Origin of the sequence: Sphingomonas sp. HMP9, from assembly GCF_013374115.1 — a bacterium.
GTDB lineage: Bacteria > Pseudomonadota > Alphaproteobacteria > Sphingomonadales > Sphingomonadaceae > Sphingomonas.
Window position 1 is genome coordinate 715,331 of sequence record NZ_AP022673.1, and the last position, 22,478, is coordinate 737,808.

Below are 22,478 nucleotides of genomic sequence, written 5' to 3' on the forward strand. Positions count from 1 at the left end.
GCTATAGCACGATAAGTCCGACACCGGGGCGCGGGTGTCCCGGTATCGTCGAATCGGAGAAGTGCGTGAAGGTTGCGATCGTGGGGGCCGGTATCGCGGGGCTTTCCTGTGCCGTGCGGCTCCAGCAGAATGGCTGCGTGGTGACGCTGTTCGACAAGGGGCGCGGCGCCGGAGGCCGCATTGCGACACGGCGTATCGACACGCCGGTGGGCGAGGTCGCGTTCGATCACGGTGCGCAATATCTGACGATGCGCGACCCGGCCTTCAGCGCGGCGATGCACGCGTGGAAGGCGGCTGGCGTCGTCGCGCGCTGGCCTGCTGCCGGGGCCGATGCGTGGGTCGGCACGCCCGGGATGAATGCCATCGTCAAGCATCTCGCAGTGCAGACGGACGTTCGCTGGAATTGCCGCGTCACGGAACTTCGCAGGACCGCAACGGGATGGGTGGTCGACCCCGATGCCACGGGTGTGACGTTCGACGCCGCCGTCGTTGCGACGCCCGCGGAACAGGCGGTACCTCTGCTGGCGCCGCACGACGCGGCGATGGCGAACGCGGCGCTCGCCTGTCGATCCGCGCCGTGCTGGACGGCGATGTTCGCGTTCGACACGCCGCTCGCGATCCCGCACGATGTGCTGAAGGATATTGGGATCATCGGCTGGGCCGCGCGGAACAGCGCGAAGCCGGGACGCGACGGCCCGGAATCATGGGTGGTCCAGGCAACCCCGGACTGGTCGAGCGCGCACCTGGAGGAGCCCGTCGAGACCGTGGTCGACCAGTTGCAGGCGGCGTTGGCGGCACTCAGTCCGGCCGGATTACCGATGCCGATCGTTCGTACCGCGCATCGCTGGCGCTATGCGCGAACCGCAGGAACCGATCTTGGATCGTTATGGAATGCAGCCGAGCGGATCGGTGCGGCCGGGGACTGGTTGCTGGCGCCACGGATCGAGAGTGCCTGGCTGTCGGGACGGACGCTCGCCGAGCAGATCCTGGGCCATACGCAGCACGCAATCTAGCGCAGCGGCGCGCAACTTAGGTCGCTAACAGGATCAGGTCAGCGGGGGTGGGCGGAGCGGTCCGGTCCATCAGGAGGGCGCGGGCCTCTCCAACGGAGCGAGGGACATAGCCAAGGAAGAGGATCAGCGCGGCGCCGATGATCCGCGGCACCGCCTGGCCGAAGCCCTGCAGCATGTCGCCAAGCGGTTCGGTCGCCCCGTTGAGCCCCAGCGGCTGCGTCGCGAGGAACAGCGCGATGAGCAGGACCACCCAATAGGCTGCATCACCGGCCTGCGCGCCGATCATGGTCGGGTTGCGCGGGTTCGCGTTCGGCTCGCTGGCGTGGATCGCGAGCGGAGCCATACCCCTCCAGCGAAGTCGCGATCTTCGCCGGCGGATTGACGCGCGCCGCGAGCGACAAATCGTCCGCGGGTTACAAAATTGTGGTCAGAATCTTAATCACTTGTGCGCCTGTATCATGTCCCGGCAAGGACAGAATCTGTAGTCCTTGTAGATCACAGGAAAGGCCGCGAGCATGATGAATGTTACGCTCACGATATTGAACTCGGCAGCGATGATCGCCGGCGCTCAGCTATTCGGCCTGTTCAAGAAGCCGCCGCCCGTGGTCCCTCCGTCCGCAGCGATAGCGCGCGTCGCCGAGACAGCGGAAATGGCGGCGGCAAAATGCGACCTGAACCAAACCCAGCTTAAAAGTGCCGCGAAGTTCGACGCCATGGCAGTCGATAAGCGTGCGAAAATCAAGCGTAAGAAGCCCAAGGATGGTGCTGGCGGTTCCGAACTCAGCTTCAAGCTCGACTCGAAATATTACAGCAATGTATTTTTCGAGGGGTCGGTGTTGGCGGCGGGAAAACCCGTAATAAACCTGGTTATGGACGGCGTCGGTGCGCCGATATCCGAGAGTTACATCATGATCGGCAATGATGGCTATAAACTGCCGTCCACGTGGCAGGCGATACAACAGGCCTGCAACGTACCCAAGGTAATTACCCACCCCCAAATCTGACGGATTTTTAGGCGCCCAGGGTTGCTGCGATCGTACCGAAGATGTTGGCGCCAGGCGTGAGACGTGCGGTGGCGACGACGGTCCTGACATCGGCTTCGCCTTGGGCGGCCCACATGGCGCGGTATCCGTTGGTGACCTTGCGCTGGATGACAGCGGGGCGAAGGTCGCGCTCGCACGCGTTGTTGGTCGGCTCGACCTGGCCGGGCCAATAGGCAAAGGTCAGGAGCTGCTCTCTGGCGCGAGCAAACTTGTTCTGGAGCTTTCGGGTCAGATCGCACGCCGTCGCCGTACTGAGGATATCGCCGATGGTTCGCTCCAGAGCGCGTCGCCTGGCGGCAATCGTGGATCGTGCGAGATGGCGGATGTCCCTGGCCAGTCTGAACGCCTTACCAAGCCATAGTTTGAGGCGCATCGGCAAGAAGTCCTCACTGTTCTGAAGCGCGTAGGCGACATCGCGCGCAAGATGGGCGAGGCAGGCCTGGTGTGCATCGGCATGACCTTGCTGGGCTGCATAGCGGTCAGAGCACCAGACGTCCGGGCGATGCCCGTCCATCATGGTGCGTACCACGATCGCGCCGCGGGTCGGGGCCGCTGTGTGAACGACGGCACGGTCGCACCGAAAAACCCAGTGGTATGAGTTGCTGCCTTCGATACGCACCCCGGTCTCATCCGAGCTGACGACGCTTGCCTGACGCAAGCTCGACACCGCGTCCTCGCGTCCGTCCACGAAGTGCTCCTGTGCACGGCGGAGCATGTTCATCAGGCCGCCCTGACTGATCGTCAGGGCGAACAGGTCGGCAAACGCTCCCTGAAGTCGTTCGTAGGACAGCGCCTGAAAGGTCTTCAGATAGGTCGCGATCGCATGGATCCGTGCGCCGAACGGCGTTCCTTTCGCAGCGTCCGGTAGAGCCGCTGCCACGCGCATCCCGCACGATGGGCAACGAACCGACAACCGTCTGTGGCGCTCTACAATGGGCGTGATCGGCGGAAGTTCGACCGTGTCGTGCTCGCTGACGGTCTCGGCAGCCAGATCGACCGGTAGTGCCGCACAACAGCCGGTGCAGGTGTCCGGACGATGATCAATTGCGCGATCGAATGCGTCGCCTCGTATCCGGCTATGTCCCTCGTGGCCCGGCTTTGCCCCGCCCGGCCGCGAGGACTCGCGCCGCTCCTTGCGGTCGGTCGAGGGCGGCTTCGACGAGGTCTGCGACGTCTTGGCCGGGCGCTGCAGGCGCAGCACCAGCTCGATCAGTTCTTCGCGGCTCAGGCGCTCAAGATCCGGACGACCCATACACCCTTTGAATCAGCGATCGCGCTCGTCCGCAAGGGGGGTGGGTAATTACTACCCAAGGGTGGCATCATGGCATTCTGCAGGACTCCTACGTTTATCCGGCTGGCGCTGAACCAAGAAATACTGGACAAAATGGCCGCGTCTGGTTCGTCGCGTATCCGCTGGATTTCCCGCTTTGGCTCAGGTGCGCCCTATGGATGCAATTACCTTGCAGCGGACGAAGCGAAATCGATTCAATATGCGCTTTCGGCGTCCTGATCGGCCTGCGCTAACCCTGTAGTGCGGGCTGTCCCCGAGGCGCGTCTTCCTTGCAAACGATCGGGTGCGAGGGCAACGTCGCGCGGATGAGGGAGAAGCCTGCAATGTCCGACGAGTACGCACGCGGGCGGCGGGATGGACTGCGTATGGCGCTGTCGATCCTCGAAGCGGAGGAAGCGAAGTGGGAAGCGCTGCTTGGTGAAAGCCCGTCATGGCGGACCAACGCGACGCGCGCGATCCGCCACAAGGCCTATCAGGTAGCCCGCACGCGCGTGCAGACCGCGCTCAATCGATTACTGCCCAAGTCGGAGTCCGCTTTGCCAGTCGAGGTCGCATCGATGATCGATCAAGCCGGACTATAGGCTGATCATCGTGGCAAGGCCTGTTCTTCAGGTTCGAGCGCGCGGTGAGCCCAGCCGCATATCCCGGGTGGATGAATCGCGATTTGCCGCTGTTGCGAGTGCGGTATCATGTATTCGCGACGCCGCAGTGACGCGTGTGCGCCAACGTATCGACAACGGCGAGCGTGCCTGGTGCAAATAGGCCTGCAATCTTACGAACCTATGGAAGCTCCGGATCAGTCGGACGCCGACCCGGTTTCGGCATTGAAACGCTGGTTCGCGAAATCGATCGGCGAGGGACGTGTCTCGTCAGGAGCGATCGCGCTTTCCCGCCACGCACGGCACAGCATGTCGCGGAGCATCGCTGCACCGGCCGCTGTCTGTGCATAGACGAGCGCGCGCACGTCCTTGTCCGCGAAGTTGGAAAAACCGTCGCGCTGCTCCAGGCTGTAGACACGTTCCATCTTGTCGCCGGCGCCGTCGAGAAAGGCGAGTACCGCGTCGAACATGTCGCCGTCGCGGTGGCCTGGCGCGCCGATCCGCGGCGTAATGTCGGACGCGGTCAGTTTCATCCCGTCGACGAAGCGGCTTTCGAACCGGCCGTGGATCGACCGGTCGATCGTGTAGCCCTTGGGATTGGCCCCGCGCCAACCGTCGCTGTTGACCGAGTCATGCAGAGGCTGCGCGCCGTCGCCGATGTAATGACCCAGGCGGATGACATCGAAGGCGCAGTGTTGCTCGGCGAATGCGGCATCCCTGCCAGTCGCCTGGGCCGCGCGAACGTCGCGCATGCAGACGACGATACGGTCATAGGCTTCGATCGCTGCATACGGGAGGGTCCCAGTCCAGCGGACGTTCGTGCGCGAAGCGGTGACGGGATCGGAGCGCTTGATTTTCTCATGCTGTTTAAACACCGCAATGACGAATTCGTAGCGTGATCGAGGGATCGGTTTCAGGAACGTGAACTGCTCGCGGAACCAGCCGTGGTTCGGATCCTCCTCGATCTTCGAGAAGTTTTCGGACGACCCACGCCACGCGTCCGGCAGCGACGCCGACCCGGCGATATAGTCCACATGGCGGCGCAGGAAGACCGGGCCATCGTCGGGGATCGCCTCGATCGCCGCGCGGTCGATCACGGCATGCGCGGTGCCGCCCCAGGCCTGCGCCGACGTGGGTATCCAGGTCACGGCGAGAACGGCAATCGTGGCTAGCAGGGCAGGGCGCATGACGGGCTCCAAACGGACTCAGGGATCGAGCGGATCGCGCGGGTCGATGCGCAAGGATAGCGGCGAAGGCCGGAACTCGACTTCCGTCGGAGACAAGCGCCGACCGACCTGCCCGGGGACATAGCCTAGTTCGGCCAGGTTGCGTTGCGTGAACACGTCGCTGGTGATCGTCGCGCTCTGTCCCGGGTTGCAGACGATCAGCGCGTCCTTGTCGAGCGGCGCGCCAAGGGCGACGAGCAGGCGTGTGGCATTGCGCAGGTTGGTTGTCGTGTGCCGGGCATAGGGCTCGACGACGATCGCGTCTGCCGGCACGCCGTAGCGGTCGATCAGCGCGGCGCGCATCTGCTCCGCCTCGGTAAAGCGGGTGGCGCGAGGATGCGCGCGTCCGCCGGTCACGATGATCACCGCTATGTCGCCGCGCGCGAAGCGGTCCGCGGCAAGGCGCACATGGTATTTGCCGAAGGGACTGAGCGCGGTGTCGGGCGTCTCGGGTCCGACGCCGGTTACGATCATCGCGCTGTAGCGCCACCGCGTCCAGTCGAGCGACCGCGCGCGCTTCGTCGCGGCGGCGTTAAGCCCGCCGGTTAGCGGATCGAAGCCGATCGCATCGGTTCGGTCGCTGACGTCGAGCAAGGCCAGTGCATAGTCGATGCTGGGGTCGAGCACCTGGACGGACCGCGCGCGCGGCGTGCGGGACAGCCAGTCGGCAGCCTGCAATCGGGCGCGCGCTTCCGCCGGATCGATCGGGCCGGTGCCATCGATCTGCGGGTACCGCGGCACCTGACCAAGACCGAAGGTACGGAGAACGACGTTGATCCCCTCGATCTCGCGCTTGGCCTGCGCCGCAGCGCCGTCGTCGGCGGACGACAGACCCTTTGGCACGGCCTCGGCAAGAATAGCGGATTCGGTCGACGTCCAGACCAGCGCCTGCGCAGTGCAGGTGAGGTCGTCGGTACAGGCGGTCAGCCGTGCGGCACGCGCTGCCAGCATGGCCGCGACGGCTGGCTTCGCTCTCAACAGGTCGAGCGCCGCCGGGTCGGCGCCGACCGCGTCGAACAGCGGGAACAGCCGATGCGACAAGGTCCCCATGACGCGGTCGCCGACCGGCTTGGCCACCCCTTGCGCAACGACCGGCCGGGCGCTGGCCGGAACGCTCGCAAGGCCGACGGTCACCGCGGCAAACGCCCAGCCGTATCTCACCAGGACTTGCCCACCACCAGGCGGACGTTGCGACCGAAGATCGGACGGCCGTAGATCGCCTCGGAACTGCCCTGGCCGCTCAACTGGTCGGTCCGCGTGTTGCCTTCGGTCAGGCCGTGCGCATTGAACAGATTGTCGCCGACGACCTGCACCTGCCACGTGCCATGCCGCACCGTCACGCCAGCGCCGGTCGTGCCATAGGCAGGCAGCGCGGTGTTGTTGTAAAGGTCGACGAAGCGCTTCCCCATATAGGTATAGCGACCATAGATCGAGACGGCGTTGCCGGCGAGATCGAAGTCGAAGCTCGGGCGGATGTTGCCGTAGATCTTGGGCTGGCGAACGATCTGCTTGCCCTCGGCCTGGACCGGATCGGCGCCGGTCGAACTCTGGAAGTTCTTGTACTTGGGATCGCTGATCGTCAGCGCACCGTTCAGCGAGAACCAGGCGGTCAGTGCCAGCGATCCGTCGAACTCGATCCCCTTGACCTGCGCTTCGCCGATGAAGGGGATGTTGACGTCGTTGCGCCCGGTGATCGGGTCGAACGCCAGGAACGAGGCATTGAGCGGGTCGAAATTGGTGTAGAATCCGGTGACGTACAGGTACGAACGACCCGCGGCCAGCTTCAGCCCGGCCTCATACTGGTCGGCGATCGTGGTGAGGATCGTCGGTTTGATGCTCATTACGGTCTGCACGCTCGGCGGCGTCTCCAGATGCGAGGCGCGCCCGTAGATGCCGATATGCCGGTTGAAGTCGTAATTGGCGCCCGCGGTCCAGTTGGTGACGTGCGGCTTGCCCGTCTGGTTGATGATATCGCCGGTAAAGGCTTGCGTGGTGTCGTCGGCCAGCGTCGCGGCGTTACCGAGATTCGCCTGCCCGGTCAGTGCGGCATAGCCTTTGTAGCTATAGCGTTCGTGGCGGATGCCGGCGTCGAACCGTAGGCCTGGAAGAACTTCCCACGTATCATTTGCGAACAGCGCGATCATCTTCGCATCGGAATTGCCCCGGGACAGCGTCGCGGCATAGTTGAGCACGCCATTGTCCGTGACGGATCCGATCCGCGTTCCAGCGGCATTATAGGCGATCAGGTCGAGCGTCCGCGGCTTGCCCGCCACCTCGATCAGGTAGTTCTGATAGATCGTCTGGCTGTCCTCGCCGTACAGGCTGCCGTACACGCCGAGCTTGAGATCATGGCTGCCGAAGCCCGTCTCGAACTTCTTGGCGACCGAAAGGTTGACCTGGTTCGAATAGAATTTCGAATGGATGTCGCGGTACTGGCCCTGCACGACCAGGCCCGACGCGGCATAGGGATCGTAGACCGTGTTGGTGCCAGCGAGCACATAGCCGAACGATGCAACCGGGCCGAATGCCGCGTTAGCCCGGGTCCGATAGTCGTTGGGAGCACCAAGCGTCGGAAAGGCGTTCGCGTCGACAGGGTTGGTGGTCGAGTAGAACGCGTTGAAATCGAGCTTGCCCATCGTGAAGCCGGCCTTGGCGGAGACCAGCCAGCCGTCGAACTCGCCGTCATATTGCGTGCCGATGTTGATCATTCGCATGTGACGACCGTCGGCGAGGTCGCTTGCCTGGTTCTGGACGACGCCTGCACCGTCGCGGTAGCGCAGGTCGACGTTGCGCAACGCCGGCGAGTTCATCGTGCCGGAGAAATAATCGATGTAGCGATCGAGCGAGACGGCGGGATTGCGCGGATCCGCGGTCGGGATCGGCAAATAGAACACGTTGTGATCGTTGACGTAATTGACGCTGAGCCGAAGCGAGCCATTGTCCAGATTATGCTTGATATTGGCGCGGAACTGCCCGCCCTTGTCGTTGGGAAAGCCGTTGTCGCGGTAGCCGTCATGATAGCGCACGAAGCCGCCGACCGCATAGTAGGTCTTGCCGCCGAGGGGGCCGGACTGGACGATATCGGCGCGGTAAAGACCGGTGTCGCCGATCGTCACCTGCGCCTTGCCGCGTACGTCGTCCCGCCCCGTCACCTCGATCGCGTTGACGATCGCGCCCGAATAGCTGGCATAGACCGGCGCCGGACCGCCGCGGACGACCTCGACTCGCTCGGTCATCAGATCGGGTTTCAGGATCGCGTCGCCGCGGAAGAACACGCCGTCATTCTCGTGGAACAGCGGCAGGCCGTCCTGCTGGAAACTGACGAAGCCACCATCGTTCGGCAGGCCACGGATACGGTAGATGTTCTGGACTTCGCCGCCGGTGATCTCGGTCTGGAACCCCGGCAACTGACCGATCAGGTCGGCAAAGTTGACGGGCGCGATCTTCTCGATGTCCGCCTGCGAGACGACATTGATTGCGTAGGACGCGTCGAAGCGGCGTTGCGCGCGTGTCGATCCGGTGACGATGATGTCGCTTTTGGTATCCTCGGAGCCCGCCGGAGAAGCTGTGGCATCGGTCGCGGCGGTTGCGGCGGGGCTCGTCGCCTGGGCGAAGGCAGGCGTGGCGATCGCCGTGCTCAAGGCCATGAGCGCGGCACCGGTTGCGAGAATGGATTTGAGCACTGGCCCCCCCAAGGAACGAACTTGCCGAAGCGACAATCCGGCCGCGTTGGGGGGGAAATGTTACAGCTTGAATTACACGACCAAAAAAATACCAATCTCATCGCTTTCTGGGCGGAGATCCGGTGTGGTCGCACGCCGGAATGACGCCAAGGGTGGCAAGGCATGTCTGGGTTTCACCACGACGTTGCCTTTCGAGGCAAGACTATACGTCTCATCCCGGTAGCATAGCGTGTTAGTCGGTCATGTCCGGAAGAGGCGCCGCGGGATCGACCAGACCAGCATGACGGAGCTCCTGCCAGAACATCGCGGGTATGACGTCTGTCAGCGTTGCCCGAACCTCTGCACAGGCGTCATGATCCCGTCCGTCCCCGCAGCGTGGCGGGAAAGGGCGGGATCGCCTGAGTTTCGGTCGATATCTAGCGGCGTTCCAGGAGCAACACGCTGGCGGTCGTCGCCGCCGGTACGACGAAGGCCGCCGTGTTCGCCGCTGCATCTTGGACGGCGGCAATCGGCTTGCCCTTGAACCGTGCAACGACGGTGCCGGGCTGACCGTGGACGGTCACTGCGATGGTCTTCCACCAGGGTTTGAAGCTACCCTCGGGCTTGGCGAAGTCGATCGACAGGCCGGTCGGCGTGATCGCGCAGCGCACCGTCTGGCGGAAATAGCCGCGGCGCGTGTACGCCAGGCTGCGGCCATCGTCCTCGTAGAGCGTCCCCATGCAGTCCGCGCCGGGATAGACGTCGAGGCGCAGCGGACCGTTCGGGGTTTCGCTCGTGCTCTGGACCAGCGGCTGGCGGGGGAGGATCGTGCCCGCGCGGACGAACACGGGCAGGTGATCGAGCCGCGGCGTCTCGGTCACGCGGTCGCCCAGCGTCCGCACGGTGGGTACCGCCTGCGTCGCCGACTGGATGGGCCCGGCGGCGGCGGGTTCGGGCGTGCCGACGCGCTGGCCGGTCCAATAGTCGTACCAGCCACCCGCGGGCAGGCAGACGTCATAGGTCTGCGGCGATTCGGGCTTGGGCGGCGGCGCGATCAGCAGCGACTTGCCCAAGGTGAACGCCATCGACTGGTCGCACGACGCGGTCGCCGCCGCCGGATAGTCGTAGAAGACCGGGCGCATGATCGGATCGCCCAATCGCGCATTCTGGTCCGCCAGCGCGTAGAAATACGGCATCAGCCGATAGCGCTCCTCGATGAAGCGGCGGCGGATCGCGAGATGGTCGGGGCCGTCGACCCAGGGTTCGACGCGCGGCGTGCCGGTGGCCGAATGGTTGCGGAACACGGGCGTGAACGCGCCGATCTCGGTCCAGCGCGTGAGCAGGTCGGGGCTCGGCCCGCCCGCGAACCCGCTGACGTCGGCGGCGCTGTAGCCGAAGCCGGACAGGCCGAGGTTGATGATCTGCTGCACCGACAGCTTCAGGTGATCCCAAGTCGCGCTGTTGTCGCCGGTCCAGGTCACCGCGTAACGCTGTCCGCCGGCATAGCTGGCGCGCGTCATCACGAACGGGCGCTCGTCCGGGCGCAGCTTGAGCAGGCCGTCATAGGTCGCACGCGTGTTGAGCATGCCGTAGACATTGTGCGCCTCGCGGTGATCGGTCACGCGCGCGGCAAAATCGTCGCTGTCGATCCGGTGGCGCGTGTCGAGCGGCATCGTCTTGGTCGGCGTCTCGAAGATCGCCGGCTCGTTCATGTCGTTCCAGAAGCCCGCGATCCCGGCGTCGAGGAACCCCTTATACTGCGTGCCCCACCAGGTCCGCGCGGCGGTCTTGGTGAAGTCGGGGAACACCGACGGGCCGGGCCAGACCGGCGCGACATAGGGGCTGCCATCGGCGTTCTTGATGAACGCGTCGGCCTTCATGCCGCTCTGGTACGGCGCATAGCCCTGCTCGACCGCGGCGATGTGCAGGTCGGTGATCGCGACCAGCTTGATCCCGTCCGCCTTCATCTCGGTCGCCAGCTTGGGCAGATCGGGGAAGGTCTTGGCGTCGGTCGTGAACGGGCGGTTGCGATCCTGATAGCCGATGTCGAGCCAGATGACGTCAGTCGGCACGCGGTCGCTGCGCAGGCGCGCGGCGATCTGGCGGACCTCGTCGGCGCTGCCATAGCTGTAGCGCGACTGCTGATAGCCGAGCGCCCATTTCGGCGCGAGCGGCGCGTGGCCGGTCAGGTCGGCATAGCGGCGCGTCACCTCCGCCATCGAAGGCCCGGCGATGAAGTAATAGTCGATCGGGCCGTCGGGGCCGCCGAACGACAGCGTCTCGGCATCGCGGTGGCCGAAATCGAACCAGGTGCGATAGGTGTTGTCGAGCAGGATGCCGTAGCTGCCGCCGGCTCCACCGCTCCCGATGAAGAACGGGATCGACTTGTAGATCGGATCGTCCGCGCTGCTGAACCCGAACGCGTCGGTGTTCCAGTCGACAAAGCCGTGCCCGCGGCGGTCGAGCCCCTGGGTCTTGTCGCCAAGTCCGTAGAAATGCTCGGTGATCGGCAGCGTTTTGGCGATCGTGAACGCCTTGCCGTCGATGCTGACGGGGGCGGCATCGGCGGAGATGATCTTGCCGTCGAGCGTCTCGAACGTGACGGCGCCGCCCGCACCGACGCGGACGCGGACGCTGGCGGTCGTGAAGCCGTCGGGGGCCGCGGTCACCTTGGTGGTCTGCTTGCGGGTCGCAGCGGTCACCGCCCAGCTCGCATCCTCGGCGAACGCGCCGTTCTTGGCGACGCGGACGCGGACGAGCCCGTCGGTCATCGCGGTGATCCGCATGGTCGTCGCGCCTGCACGAACCTCGACGCCGTCATGGCGCGGGGTGAGCGTGGGGGCCGCGAGCACGGTCGTCTGCGCCTGGACGGGGACGCTGCACAGGCCGGCGGTGGCGGCGAGCAGGAGGGCGATATGTTTCATGCAATATCCTTGTGGTCCGCGGCGCGGAGACGAGAGGCGTGCGACCCGAAATTCATCGCACATCGGGTCAGGAAATCTTCGATCCGGGTCATGGCGACCGGGTCGATATCCGCACCGGGCGGGATCAGCCGCGCCGGCTCGGGAAAGGTGCCGTAGCCCGCGAACAGGCAGTGCCAGCTGATCGCGGAATAATAGCGGGCAAGCCCGGCGCGATCGATGGCCGCGACCATGTCGGCGCCGGTGAACCAAGTGGACATCAGCATCTTCATGTCGTCGGACAGGACCTCAATGCCGCGCGCTTGTGCCCAATAGCCGGTCGGATCGTCGTGGCGCTGGTTCAGCCGGTAATGCGCGACGATGTAATCGCGGACCCCGTCATAGCGTGCGGCGATCCGCGTATTGAACGCGCTGCGCACCGCGTCCGTCGCGCCGCCTGCGTCCACCCCGTCGAGGAACGCCTCGACGGTGGCGATCACGAGATGCAGCGCGGTCGCCTCGAGCGGTTCGAGGAAGCCCTGCGCCAGCCCGACCGCGACCGCGTTGTGCGACCAGCTGTCGCGCATGCGACCGACGCGCATCTTGAGGTGGCGGGCTTCGCCAGCCTCGCCCCCGACATGCGCACGCAGTTCGGCCTCGGCCTGCGCTTTGGTCAGGTGGCGGCTGGAATAGACATAGCCGTTGCCGATGCGACTGGTCAGCGGGATGTGCCACGCCCAGCCTGCCGACAGCGCGGTCGCCCGCGTCTGGCTGGGAATCGGCGCCCCGGGGGCGTGCGCGGTTGGCATCACCACCGCACGGTCGTTGAACAACGCGTCGGCATAGCTGACGAACGGTACGTCCAGCGCCGCGAAGATCGTACTGCGAAACCCGCTGGCGTCGACGAAGAAATCCCCGGCGATCCTCCCGCCGTCGGTATCGATCAGCGCGGCGATGCTGCCGGTCGGGGTGCGCTCGACGCTGGCAACCCGGCGCTGGAGATGGTTGACACCGAGTGCCCCGGTCGCATGCGCGGCAAGGAACGCGCCGACCTTGTACGCGTCGAAATGATAGCCGTAGCTCACCTCGAACGGGAAGCTCTCGGCGGGCTGCGGCGCGCAGTGCGCGGCGGCAAGGCGCGCGGGGAGCAGGAACCGGTCGGGATGCGCCTCGACATCGCGGCCCGTCCGGAGCGCGCGCGTATTGTAGAAGAACTGCGACGCGGTGTGGCCGTCGAGCGCGGTGGGGAAGGGGTGGAAATAGCGCTCGTGGCCCGCGCGGTCCGACCAGCCCTCAAACCCGATCCCGAGCTTGTAGGTCGCGTCGCACGCGGGCATCCACGCGTCCTCGGCGATGCCCAGCGTGTCGAAGAAGTGCTTCAGCTGCGGCGTCGAGCCTTCGCCGACGCCGACGATGCCGATCTCCGGGCTTTCGACCAGCGTCACCCGGATGCCGCGCGCGCTCCAGCGATGCGCGATCAGGCACGCGGTCATCCACCCGGCGGTGCCGCCGCCGAGGATGACGATGTGCTGGCCGAGCCCGTCGATCACCGCCGCAACACCAGCCCCGACAGCGGCGGCAGGCCGGTCGTGTCGGTGCTCTCGGTGGCGAAAAGACAGTCGCCATCGGTCGCGATCCCGGTCGGCCAGTCGCGTGGCTGCTCGCCTAGATTGAACGCGCAGAGTAGAGTCTCGTCATCGCAGATGCGTTCAAACGCGATCACTGCGTCGTCGCTGTGCACGATCCGCAGGCTGCCCGTCCGCAGCGCGGGATGCGCCTTCCGCGCGGCGATCAGCGTCCGGGTCCAGTGCAGCAGCGACGTCGCGTCCGCTTCCTGTACGTCGACTGCGATGGCCCGGTGGTCCTCGCCGAACGGTAGCCAGGGCTGCGTGCTGCCAAATCCGAGATCCGCTGCCGCGCCGATCCACGGCATCGGCGTGCGCGCGCCGTCGCGCGACAGCGTCAGCGGCCAGTTGGCGATCGCCTCGGGATCGAGCAGGTCGGCGAACGCGATGTCGACCTGCGTGAGCCCCAGTTCCTCACCCTGGTACAGGAAGATGTTGCCGCGCAGCGCGACCAGCAGCAGCATCTTCATCCGCGCGAACGCATCGCGCTGGTCGGGCGTCGTCCAGCGCGAGATCGCGCGTGGCGCATCGTGGTTCTCGAACGCCCAGCTCGGCCAGCCCAGACCCGGCGTATTGGGCCAGTTGCCGACCGCATCGACGATCAGCGCTGGCGTCAGGCGATCGGCGTACAGCAAGTCGAAGCCGTAGGCGCTGTTCAGCCGGCCGTTGCCGCCGGTGAACAGCTTCATCTCGCGGTCGCTGTCGTCGCCGCCGACTTCGGCGACGGTAAAGCCTGCGCCATATTCATCGAGCAGCGCGCGGATCCGCTCGATGAAGCCGACGATGTCCGGATGGCTCTGGTTGTGCAGCTTCTGCTGAAAATCGAACGAGCGGGTGCGGGCGCGGTTGGTCGCGGGCGCGGGCGGATTGTCGGTCAGCGCGGGGTTGTGCATCGCGAAGTTGATCGCATCGAGCCGGAAGCCGTCGACGCCGCGATCGAGCCAGAATTTCGCGGTCGCGATCAGCGCGTCCTGCACTGCGGGGTTATGCCCGTTAAGCTGCGGCTGCTCCCTTAGGAAATTGTGCATGTAATATTGGCCGCGCCGCGCATCCCAGGTCCAGGCCGGGCCGCCGAACACCGACTGCCAGTTCGACGGCGGCGTGCCGTCGGGCTTCGCATCCGCCCAGACATACCAGTCCGCCTTGTCGCTGCTGCGCGACGCGCGGCTCTGGCGGAACCAGTCATGCTCCTCCGACGTGTGCGAATAGACCTGGTCGATGATGATCTTGAGGCCCAGCGCGTGCGCGCGCGCGATCAGCGCGTCGAAATCGTCGAGCGTGCCGAAGATCGGATCGACGTCGCGGTAATCCGACACGTCATAGCCAAAATCCTTCATCGGCGAGGCGAAGAACGGCGACAGCCACACTGCATCGACGCCGAGCGCGGCAACATAGTCGAGATTCGCGGTGATGCCGTTCAGGTCGCCGATCCCGTCGCCATTCGCATCGGCGAAACTGCGCGGATAGATCTGGTAGATCGTCGCGCCCTTCCACCAGGGAAGGGCGGCGGCGGCTTCAAGCAATCGTGCAGGCATCAACGAGTCTCCGCGGCGCAGACGGCATAGCCGAACGCGGGCAGGGTGAGTGTCACACTGCCGGGAGCGGCAGCGCGAGGCGCGCACTGCCCGGCAAGTGTGGTGAAGCGCGTAGAGCCGGTCTCGACCTGCACGGCCTGCGTCAGCGGCTTGGCCGAGGTGTTGAACGCGAGCAGGGTTTCCGCACCCGTCGTCGGATCGAAGCGCGACACCGCGAGCAGGCCCGGCGTCTCGCTGCGGCTGCGGAGGAGCGTACGGCCCCGCGTGAGCGCCGGATGCGCAATGCGGATCTTCGCGAGTTCGGCGATCTGGCGGAACAGCGGATTGGTCTCGCCGAAGCTCTCGGTCGCGGTCGTCTTGGTCGTGCCGAGCAGCCGATTGTCGTTATAGATCGCGACCCTCGATGCGAACATGTCCTCGCGCGCGTCCTGGTCGTTGCCGTCGCCGACGAAGCCCTGCTCGTCGCCCGAATAGATCGTCGGCACGCCGCGCAACGTCAGCAGCATCGCGTTCGACAGCAGCACGCGCTTGAGCACTTCCGCGTCGGACGCCTGCGGGAACGCCTTCCGCACGAACGTTGCGAAGCGGCCGTCGTCGTGGTTGCCGGTGAAGGTCGGCAGGATCGCCGCGGTGTCGACGCCCTTCGCATACAGCACGTCGCCGTCGAACAACGCCTCGAACGCATCGGTGCCGCGCGTACCCGCGACCGTCTCGACCACCGCCTGGCGGAACGCAAAGTCGAGCACCGCGGGCAGCTTGTCGACGACCGTGTGCTGCGCAAGCACGGCGGGGCGAAGCTCGTGATCCGAGACTTCGCCGAAGATGTGGAAGTTCGGGATCCCTTTCGCTTGTGCCCGCGTCAGCATCGCCGGCACGAACTGTGCCCAGAATTCGGGGTTCACGTGGCGCGCGGTATCGATGCGGAAGCCGTCGACCTTGAACCGGTCGATCCACGATCCGAAGATGTCGATCATCCCGCTCACGACGCGCGGATTTTCCGTCATCACGTCGTCGAGTCCCGAGAAATCGCCCATCGTCGAGCTCTCGTTCATGAAAGTCGTGTCGCCGCGATTATGGTAATAGATCGGGTCGTTGAGCCAGGCCGGCACCTTCACAGCACGCTCGGCAGCGGGCACGTACGGCGTGTAGGCATAGGTCGTGTCGGTCAGCTTGGCGAAGTTCGCCGCTGTCCGCACATCGTCACCCACAAACCCACCATTTAAAGCCTTGCCGCCGACACCGCCCTTGCGCTGGTACGGATACGCGGCGCGGTCGCGGTACGGGCAGGGCGCGCCGACCGAGCATTCGCGGTACTGGATCACGTCGGCGGTGTGGTTGATGATGATGTCCATATACACCTTCATCCCGCGTGCGTGCGCGGCGTCGACGAACGCGGTCATGTCGGCGTTGGTGCCAAGATGCGGATCGACCTGCGTGAAGTCGGTGATCCAATAGCCGTGATAGCCCGCGGACTCGTGACCCGGCGAACCCTGTACCGCCTTGTTCTTGAAGATCGGCCCGAGCCAGATCGCGGTCGCGCCGAGATGCTGGATATAGTCGAGCCGCTTGGTCAGGCCCTTCAGATCGCCGCCGTGGTAGAAGCCCTTCGCGGTCGGATCATAGCCCGTCTTCAACCGATCGCCGGCGATCCCGCCGCGATCGTTCGAAGGGTCGGCATTCTCGAACCGGTCGGGCAGGACGAAGTAGATGACCTCGTCCTTCGGCGCGCGCGCGCGGTAGTCGGCGGGCGGCACGGCGGTCGCGCCGGACAACGCAAGCAGGATGGCGGCGGCGATGCTCATGCGCCGAGCCCTGCGGATGCGGCGCAATGCTGTGCGACGAACGCCGCATGGTCCTGCATCTGGCCAGCCTCGCGCGCATTCAGCTTGTCGATCGTATCCATGAATTCCCCCAGATCGCTCGTCGATATCGCGTCCGCCAGTGGGTGGTGGCCCGCCGGCATGATGCCTTGTCCCGCCAGCACCTGGAGCCAGCCGACTTCGGTAAACAACTCCTCATGCTCGCGGACGATGTGTCCGTTGCCGCGCCACAATTCGATCTTCGCGGCGAGCGTGTCGGGGACCGCCATGTCGCGGCACTGGCGCCAGAACGGCGTGTCGTCGCGCTCCGTCGCCTTATAGTGCAGGATGATGAAGTCGCGGATCCGGTCGTATTCGAAATCGCTCTGGCGGTTGAACTCGGCACGATCGGCGTCGGCGATCACGCGGCCCGGCAACAGCTTGAGCAGCCGCGAGATCGCCGACTGGATCAGGTGGATGCTGGTCGATTCAAGCGGCTCCATGAACCCGGCGGCGAGCCCGAGCGCGACGACGTTGCGGTTCCACATCCGCTTGCGCCGACCGGTACGGAATTCGATCGTCCGCGGGTCGGCCATCGCCGGCGTGTCGAGCCCGGCCAGCAACGTCGCGGTCGCTTCGTCCTCACTCATATGCGCGATGGAGAAGACGACGCCGTTGCCGGTGCGGTGCTGCAATGGGATGCGCCACTGCCAGCCCGCAGCGTTTGCAGTCGAGCGCGTGTAGGGCGTGAACGCATCGCTGCGCGCCGACGGCACCGCGATCGCGCGATCGCACGGCAGCCAATGCGTCCAGTCTTCATACCCGGTGCCGAGCGCCTCCTCAATCAGCAGCCCGCGAAAGCCGGTGCAGTCGACATAAAGATCGGCAGCGACAGTCGTGCCGTCCTTAAGCACCAAGCCGGAGACATCGCCGCTCTCGCCGTCGCGCGTGACGCGGACGATCTTCCCCTCGATCCGGTTGACGCCGCGCGTCTCGGAATAGCGTCGCAGATAGCGCGCATAGAGGCCGGCATCGAAATGATAGGCGTACGGCATCGACGGCAGCGCGTGCGACGTTCGGGCAGGACCACGCTGCATCCGCTCGCCAAGCGCGGCGTGCGTGTTGAGCGAATAGGCGCCGAGATCGCCGGCCAGCCCGAGCGACCGCGCGCGCAGCCAATATTGGTGGAACGGCAACAGCCCGACGTCGCGCCCGACGTCGCCAAACGCATGCATGTAGCGATGCCCTGGCTTGAACCAGTCGACGAACTCGATGCCGAGCTTGAACGTGCCGCCGGTCGCGCGAAGGAACGCGTCCTCGTCGAGCCCAAGCGCGTCGTTGAACAAATGGATCTGTGGAATCGTCGCTTCGCCCACACCGACCGTGCCGATTGCGTCGGACTCGATCAGGTCGATCTCGTATCCTGTCTCCAGGAACCGTGCGAAGGTGGCGGCGGCCATCCAGCCGGCGGTACCGCCACCGGCGATCACGATACGCAAAGGGTGATTGGCCATCGTCTACGTCCCCGCTTCGAGCCGCCAGTGCGGAGCATCTACGGGGCGGCGTGAACCGCCCCGCTATAGGCATCAGAACTTGTACGTGATGCCGACATAGTAGTCGCGACCATAACGCTGGTAATCGATCACCTGGCGCGGATCGTCGTTCTGATACGTCACGAACGGCCGGTCGGTCAGGTTCTTCGCCTGCGCCAGGATCGCGAAGTTCGCGAGCGGCCCCGACTGGAACTCATAGCCGATCTGCGCATCCAAAATGGCCTCGGACCGCGCGGTGCGGTAGGTCGGGTTGGCTGACAGACCCGCCACTTCGGCAAGGAAGCTCGAACGGTAGCGATAGTTCGCGCGCGCCTGGAAGCCCCATTTCTCGAAATAGATGGTGCCGCTGGCGGTGTATTTGGACAGCCCGGGCAGCGTGATCGCTTGGGTCGGGTTGCTGCCGTACTTGATCGTCGACTGCGTATAGTTGCCGCTTGCGAAGATACCGAACCCGTCGAGCGCGGACGTGATCGCCTTGAACGGCAGCGACACCGTGCCCTCGACGCCGAGCACTTCGCCGCGTCCGGTATTGGCGGGCGACGAGACGTTGCCGATGGTCTGGCCGGCCGCGATCACCTGCGCCTGCTGCGCCGCGGTCAGTGCGGGCAACAGTGCCGAGAAGTCATAGGCCAACGCGTTGTTCGGATCGACGAAGTCGGTGAGGTGCTTGAAATAGCCCGACAGCGCGACATAGCCGCCACCGTTGAAATACTTCTCGAACGACAGATCGATGTTGGTCGACTGATACGGCTTCAGATTGACGTTGCCGCCGGTCGACGTGAACACCGGGAACAGCCCGGCCGGCGTCTGGCCGATATTGGTCAGATTGATCGCAACGTCCTGCGTGACGCGCTCCTGGTCCAGGCGCGGGCGCACCATGGTCTGCGAGGCGCCAACCTTGACGAAGCCCAACGGGATCAGTTCGACCGACATCGTCGCCGACGGCAGGAAGTTGGTGTACTTCACCGACTGCGTTACTGGTGCGATCGTCACCGCGCCACCGACGACGCTGGCGATCTGCCCAGTCGAGCTCTGGTCCGAATGCACGACCTGCGCACCGATCGAGCCCTTGAGCGGCTTGTCGCCGACCAGGCCGTCGATCGTGACCTTGGCATAGCCGGTCCAGATCTTCTCGAGCACGACATTGTCACGGACCAGCGCGGACGGCCGCCCATTGAACGCCGCGTTAAGCGCGTTGTTATAGAGGTACAGCGGATCGAGCGTCAGCATCTGCGGGATGCCAAGGTAATCGAGTGCCACGTTCTTGCCGAGCAGTGCGTCGTTTGGCACGTTGCCGCTCAGCGGCGAATTGCTCGCCACGGTGCAGTTGGTGCCGCCGCCCGTCGGGCACAGGAAATAGGAGGTGTACGCGCTGGTCTTCTTGCGCTGGCTATAGTTGCCGCCGGCTTCCCAGCCCTTGACCACGCTATCCGAGAATTCGCCGTTGAGGCTGGCGCGCAGCGACTTCAGATCGTCCTTGAAGCTCGGCCGGTTGAGGAAGCCCGACTGGACGACCTGCTGTGTGCCGTTGTTGCCCCACCCTTGCGGATCGGTCAGCTTGAAGATGTTGGTGTTGGTGTAATCGAGCGTCGGCGAGAAGGTGTAGGTGCCGTTGCCGTTCTGCTTGACGGAGACGGTATCTGCCACGCCGCTCTTGGCGAAACCGGTGCCGGTATTGGTCTCGAGCAGGAAGTCGGTGCGCTTCGCACGGCTCCAGCTTGCATCGACGTTGAGGTGGATGCTCTCGGTCAGCTTGAGATCGTTGTTCCAGCCGAGCGAGAAATTGTCCGCCTTGCGCTGGTTATAATCGTTGCGCTGGACCGCAAAGACATTGCTGAACGTCGCGCCGGTGGCAAAGCCGTTGCTGACCGTCACTCCGGAAACGGTCGTGCCGCCGGGCGAGGTCGGCGTCGTCAACTGACCCGCCAGCGGGAATTCAATGCCGCGCAGGATCTGCGTTTCCTCGAAGTGCGAATACAGCGCGTCGAAGGTCGAGTGGAAGCTGTCGGACGGCTGCCACTCGATCGTTGCGACGCCGCCATAGCGCTTGAGTTCGTTCGACTGGACGTACGGCTTGGCGCCGTTGAGCAGGAACGGATCGGCCGCAGTGCCGGTGCCGCTATAGCCCCATGCGTTGTACCGCTCGTCTTGCGACGGCGTCTGCGTCGCCGACACGCCGATCGCGATGCCCAGCGTGTCGTTGGCGAACTTGTCGACATAGGTCGCCGACGCACGATAGCCGTAGCGCGTGCCATCGGGATTGAGCTTGTCGATGCCGTTCATCTGCGCGCGTGCGCTGACCGCAATGATCCGGTGCGCCTGGTCGAGCGGACGCAGCATGCGCAGGTCGACCGTGCCGGCGACACCCGCGGCGATCAGCGAGGCGTCGGCCGACTTGTAGACGTTGACGGTCTTGAAGAATTCCGACGGATATTGGTCGAACTCGACGCCCCGATTGTCGCCGGTCGTGACCTGTTCGCGGCCGTTGAGCAGCGTGGTCGAGAAATCGGGACCAAGGCCGCGGATCGACAGGCGCTGGTCGCGGCCTTCGAGACGCTGTGCGGTCACGCCGGGCAGTCGAGCGAGCGAGTCCGCGATCGACACGTCGGGCAGCTTGCCGACGTCTTCGGCCGAGATCGAGTCGACGATCAGGACCGACTGGCGCTTGATCTTGGCGGAGGATTCCAGGCCGGCGCGGATGCCGGTGACGACGATCTCGTCACCGCCGGCCGCATCGTCCTGCGGAGCAGGCGGCGCGGCATCGGCGGGCTGCGGCGTCGGTGCGGCGACGGTCGGTACCGCATCGACCTGCGCGGGTGCGGTCGAATTCGCGTTTGGCGTGCCGGGCGTCGCCTGCGCGAACACGGCCTGGCCAGGCAGGATCAGCGCGGCGGCGAGCGCGGTGGCGCTGACCCGGAGCGCGAGGCGGCTGTGCGCGGAAACGCCGGTCGTGGCGCGCGCGCGGCACGGTGCAAAATTGCTCATGAATACCCCTTTGGCGGGAGTGATCCCGCGCATCCTCAATGACTTGTGTCGGTAGCCTCGACGTCGTGCTTTCGCGTCGATTGTCGCAAGCCGGCTATATTTCGGGTGGGGGCGTTGCAAAAGAGACGGGCATACGTATTCACTGGTTCATGCAGACCCTGTCTCTTTTGCACCACTCTTGCCCGCCCAGGCGCCAATGACGGGCCGCCGACCGACATCGTTCGACATCGCGCAACTCGCGGGCGTGTCGCAGCCGACCGTGTCGCGTGCGCTGCGCGGATCGAAGTCGGTCAATGCACAGACCCGCCAGCGGATCGAGGCGATCGCGCAAAGTTTGCACTATGCCGTCGACAAGCATGCATCGTCCTTGCGCAGCCAGTCGTCGAACACGCTGGCGCTGCTGTTCTTCGAGGAGCCGGCCGAAGACGAATCGACGATCAACCCGTTTTTCCTGTCGATGCTGGGATCGATCACGCATGCCTGCGCCCGCGAGGGCTACGACTTGCTGATCTCGTTCCAGCAATTGTCGGGCGACTGGCACGTCGACTACCAGGACAGCCGCAAGGCCGACGGGATCATCCTGCTGGGCTATGGCGACTATGAAGCCTATCGCGCCCGGCTGGATCACCTCACCGAACAGGGGACCAAGGTGGTGCGATGGGGCGCGGTCGGCACCGGGCCGGCGGGCATCACGGTCGGCTCGGACAACCGCGGCGGCGGCGAGGCGGCGACGGCGCACCTGATCGCGCGCGGGCGGCGCCGGATCGCGTTCCTGGGGGCGGCCGATGGGCGATATCCCGAACTGGAAGACCGCTATCTCGGCTACCGGGACGCGTTGGCAGCCGCGGGAATGGCGGTGGACGACGCGCTGCAGGTCGATGCGATCACCACCGAAGATGCCGGACAGGACGCGATCGCGGAACTGACGCGGCGTGGTGCGACGTATGACGCGATCTTCGCGGCAAGCGACGCCATCGCGATCGGCGCGATGCGCGCGCTGGCGGCCGCCGGGCGATCGATCCCCGACGACGTCGCGATCGTCGGTTTCGACGACATCGCCTCTGCGCAACTCACCAACCCACCGCTCACGACCGTAACGCAGGATGCGCGCCGGGCAGGGGAGGCGTTGGTGCGGACCCTGCTGGCCAATTTACGCGGCGAGGTGGCGGAGGATCCGCCCTTGCCGACACGATTGGTAATTCGCGCGAGCAGCGGGGCGTAGCCAGCAGCTCGTGTGCGTTCCACCT

15 protein-coding genes are annotated in these 22,478 nt (G+C 65.2%); 4 read left to right on the top strand and 11 right to left on the bottom strand.

Going from position 1 to position 22,478, the window contains the following annotated elements:
- Positions 1–65: 65 nt before the first annotated feature.
- Positions 66–1,013, top strand: coding sequence for an NAD(P)/FAD-dependent oxidoreductase (locus tag HMP09_RS03170; RefSeq protein ID WP_176499149.1), 948 nt, complete (start codon positions 66–68; stop codon positions 1,011–1,013).
- A 16-nt stretch (positions 1,014–1,029) separates the two neighbouring features.
- On the opposite strand, the gene HMP09_RS03175 is transcribed toward HMP09_RS03170, so the two are convergent.
- Positions 1,030–1,356, bottom strand: coding sequence for a mechanosensitive ion channel family protein (locus HMP09_RS03175; protein ID WP_176499150.1), 327 nt, complete (start codon positions 1,354–1,356; stop codon positions 1,030–1,032).
- Positions 1,357–1,528: 172 nt separating this feature from the next.
- Between HMP09_RS03175 and HMP09_RS03180 the strand changes: the two genes are divergently transcribed.
- On the top strand, positions 1,529–2,017 hold the full coding sequence (locus HMP09_RS03180; RefSeq protein WP_176499151.1) for a hypothetical protein: 489 nt from the start codon (positions 1,529–1,531) through the stop codon (positions 2,015–2,017).
- A 7-nt stretch (positions 2,018–2,024) separates the two neighbouring features.
- On the opposite strand, the gene tnpC is transcribed toward HMP09_RS03180, so the two are convergent.
- The gene (gene tnpC, locus HMP09_RS03185) at positions 2,025–3,308 is read right to left on the bottom strand and encodes an IS66 family transposase (RefSeq protein WP_176499152.1); all 1,284 of its coding nucleotides are present in this window, start codon (positions 3,306–3,308) and stop codon (positions 2,025–2,027) included.
- Positions 3,309–3,670: 362 nt separating this feature from the next.
- On the opposite strand from tnpC, the gene HMP09_RS03190 reads away from it, so the two are divergent.
- Positions 3,671–3,928 (top strand): hypothetical protein, encoded by a 258-nt coding sequence (locus HMP09_RS03190; protein ID WP_176499153.1) that lies wholly within the window; start codon positions 3,671–3,673, stop codon positions 3,926–3,928.
- Between the two features lie 215 nt (positions 3,929–4,143).
- On the opposite strand, the gene HMP09_RS03195 is transcribed toward HMP09_RS03190, so the two are convergent.
- The 9 genes from HMP09_RS03195 to HMP09_RS03235 all read right to left on the bottom strand — a co-directional run bounded on the left by HMP09_RS03195 (position 4,144) and on the right by HMP09_RS03235 (position 21,231).
- On the bottom strand, positions 4,144–5,094 hold the full coding sequence (locus HMP09_RS03195; protein WP_232090609.1) for a nuclease: 951 nt from the start codon (positions 5,092–5,094) through the stop codon (positions 4,144–4,146).
- Positions 5,095–5,151: 57 nt separating this feature from the next.
- A complete protein-coding gene (locus HMP09_RS03200) occupies positions 5,152–6,333 on the bottom strand; it encodes a YdcF family protein (protein WP_232090611.1) in 1,182 nt (393 codons plus the stop codon).
- Complete coding sequence (locus HMP09_RS03205; protein WP_176499155.1) at positions 6,330–8,855, bottom strand: TonB-dependent receptor; 2,526 nt, start codon at positions 8,853–8,855, stop codon at positions 6,330–6,332. Before HMP09_RS03205 ends, HMP09_RS03200 begins: the two co-directional genes overlap by 4 nt.
- A gap of 416 nt (positions 8,856–9,271) precedes the next feature.
- Positions 9,272–11,758, bottom strand: a complete 2,487-nt coding sequence (locus tag HMP09_RS03210) for a glycoside hydrolase family 31 protein (RefSeq protein WP_176499156.1) — start codon at positions 11,756–11,758, stop codon at positions 9,272–9,274.
- Positions 11,755–13,227: a tryptophan halogenase family protein gene (locus tag HMP09_RS03215; protein WP_197942477.1), complete on the bottom strand. Its 1,473-nt coding sequence runs from the start codon at positions 13,225–13,227 to the stop codon at positions 11,755–11,757. The genes HMP09_RS03210 and HMP09_RS03215 overlap by 4 nt, the downstream gene beginning before the upstream one ends.
- A 53-nt stretch (positions 13,228–13,280) precedes the next feature.
- Positions 13,281–14,894: an alpha-amylase family glycosyl hydrolase gene (locus HMP09_RS03220; RefSeq protein ID WP_176499158.1), complete on the bottom strand. Its 1,614-nt coding sequence runs from the start codon at positions 14,892–14,894 to the stop codon at positions 13,281–13,283.
- Positions 14,894–16,696, bottom strand: coding sequence for an alpha-amylase family glycosyl hydrolase (locus HMP09_RS03225; RefSeq protein ID WP_176499159.1), 1,803 nt, complete (start codon positions 16,694–16,696; stop codon positions 14,894–14,896). Before HMP09_RS03225 ends, HMP09_RS03220 begins: the two co-directional genes overlap by 1 nt.
- A complete protein-coding gene (locus HMP09_RS03230) occupies positions 16,693–18,207 on the bottom strand; it encodes a tryptophan halogenase family protein (protein WP_176499160.1) in 1,515 nt (504 codons plus the stop codon). The genes HMP09_RS03225 and HMP09_RS03230 overlap by 4 nt, the downstream gene beginning before the upstream one ends.
- A 72-nt stretch (positions 18,208–18,279) precedes the next feature.
- On the bottom strand, positions 18,280–21,231 hold the full coding sequence (locus tag HMP09_RS03235; RefSeq protein WP_176499161.1) for a TonB-dependent receptor: 2,952 nt from the start codon (positions 21,229–21,231) through the stop codon (positions 18,280–18,282).
- A 196-nt stretch (positions 21,232–21,427) separates the two neighbouring features.
- Here HMP09_RS03235 and HMP09_RS03240 point away from each other — a divergent pair, with 196 nt between their 5' ends.
- Positions 21,428–22,453 (top strand): LacI family DNA-binding transcriptional regulator, encoded by a 1,026-nt coding sequence (locus HMP09_RS03240; RefSeq protein ID WP_176499162.1) that lies wholly within the window; start codon positions 21,428–21,430, stop codon positions 22,451–22,453.
- The last annotated feature ends 25 nt before the right edge of the window (positions 22,454–22,478 follow it).

Excerpts from the sequence above, each read along its gene's own strand:
- HMP09_RS03175 (WP_176499150.1), bottom strand. The coding sequence starts at position 1,356 with ATGGCTCCGCTCGCGATCCACGCCAGCGAGCCGAACGCGAACCCGCGC.
- HMP09_RS03235 (WP_176499161.1), bottom strand. The coding sequence starts at position 21,231 with ATGAGCAATTTTGCACCGTGCCGCGCGCGCGCCACGACCGGCGTTTCC.
- HMP09_RS03180 (WP_176499151.1), top strand. The coding sequence starts at position 1,529 with ATGATGAATGTTACGCTCACGATATTGAACTCGGCAGCGATGATCGCC.
- HMP09_RS03190 (WP_176499153.1), top strand. The coding sequence starts at position 3,671 with ATGTCCGACGAGTACGCACGCGGGCGGCGGGATGGACTGCGTATGGCG.
- HMP09_RS03215 (WP_197942477.1), bottom strand. The coding sequence starts at position 13,227 with ATGACCGCGTGCCTGATCGCGCATCGCTGGAGCGCGCGCGGCATCCGG.
- tnpC (WP_176499152.1), bottom strand. The coding sequence starts at position 3,308 with ATGGGTCGTCCGGATCTTGAGCGCCTGAGCCGCGAAGAACTGATCGAG.
- HMP09_RS03220 (WP_176499158.1), bottom strand. The coding sequence starts at position 14,894 with ATGCCTGCACGATTGCTTGAAGCCGCCGCCGCCCTTCCCTGGTGGAAG.
- HMP09_RS03240 (WP_176499162.1), top strand. The coding sequence starts at position 21,428 with ATGACGGGCCGCCGACCGACATCGTTCGACATCGCGCAACTCGCGGGC.
- HMP09_RS03210 (WP_176499156.1), bottom strand. The coding sequence starts at position 11,758 with ATGAAACATATCGCCCTCCTGCTCGCCGCCACCGCCGGCCTGTGCAGC.
- HMP09_RS03225 (WP_176499159.1), bottom strand. The coding sequence starts at position 16,696 with ATGAGCATCGCCGCCGCCATCCTGCTTGCGTTGTCCGGCGCGACCGCC.
- HMP09_RS03230 (WP_176499160.1), bottom strand. The coding sequence starts at position 18,207 with ATGGCCAATCACCCTTTGCGTATCGTGATCGCCGGTGGCGGTACCGCC.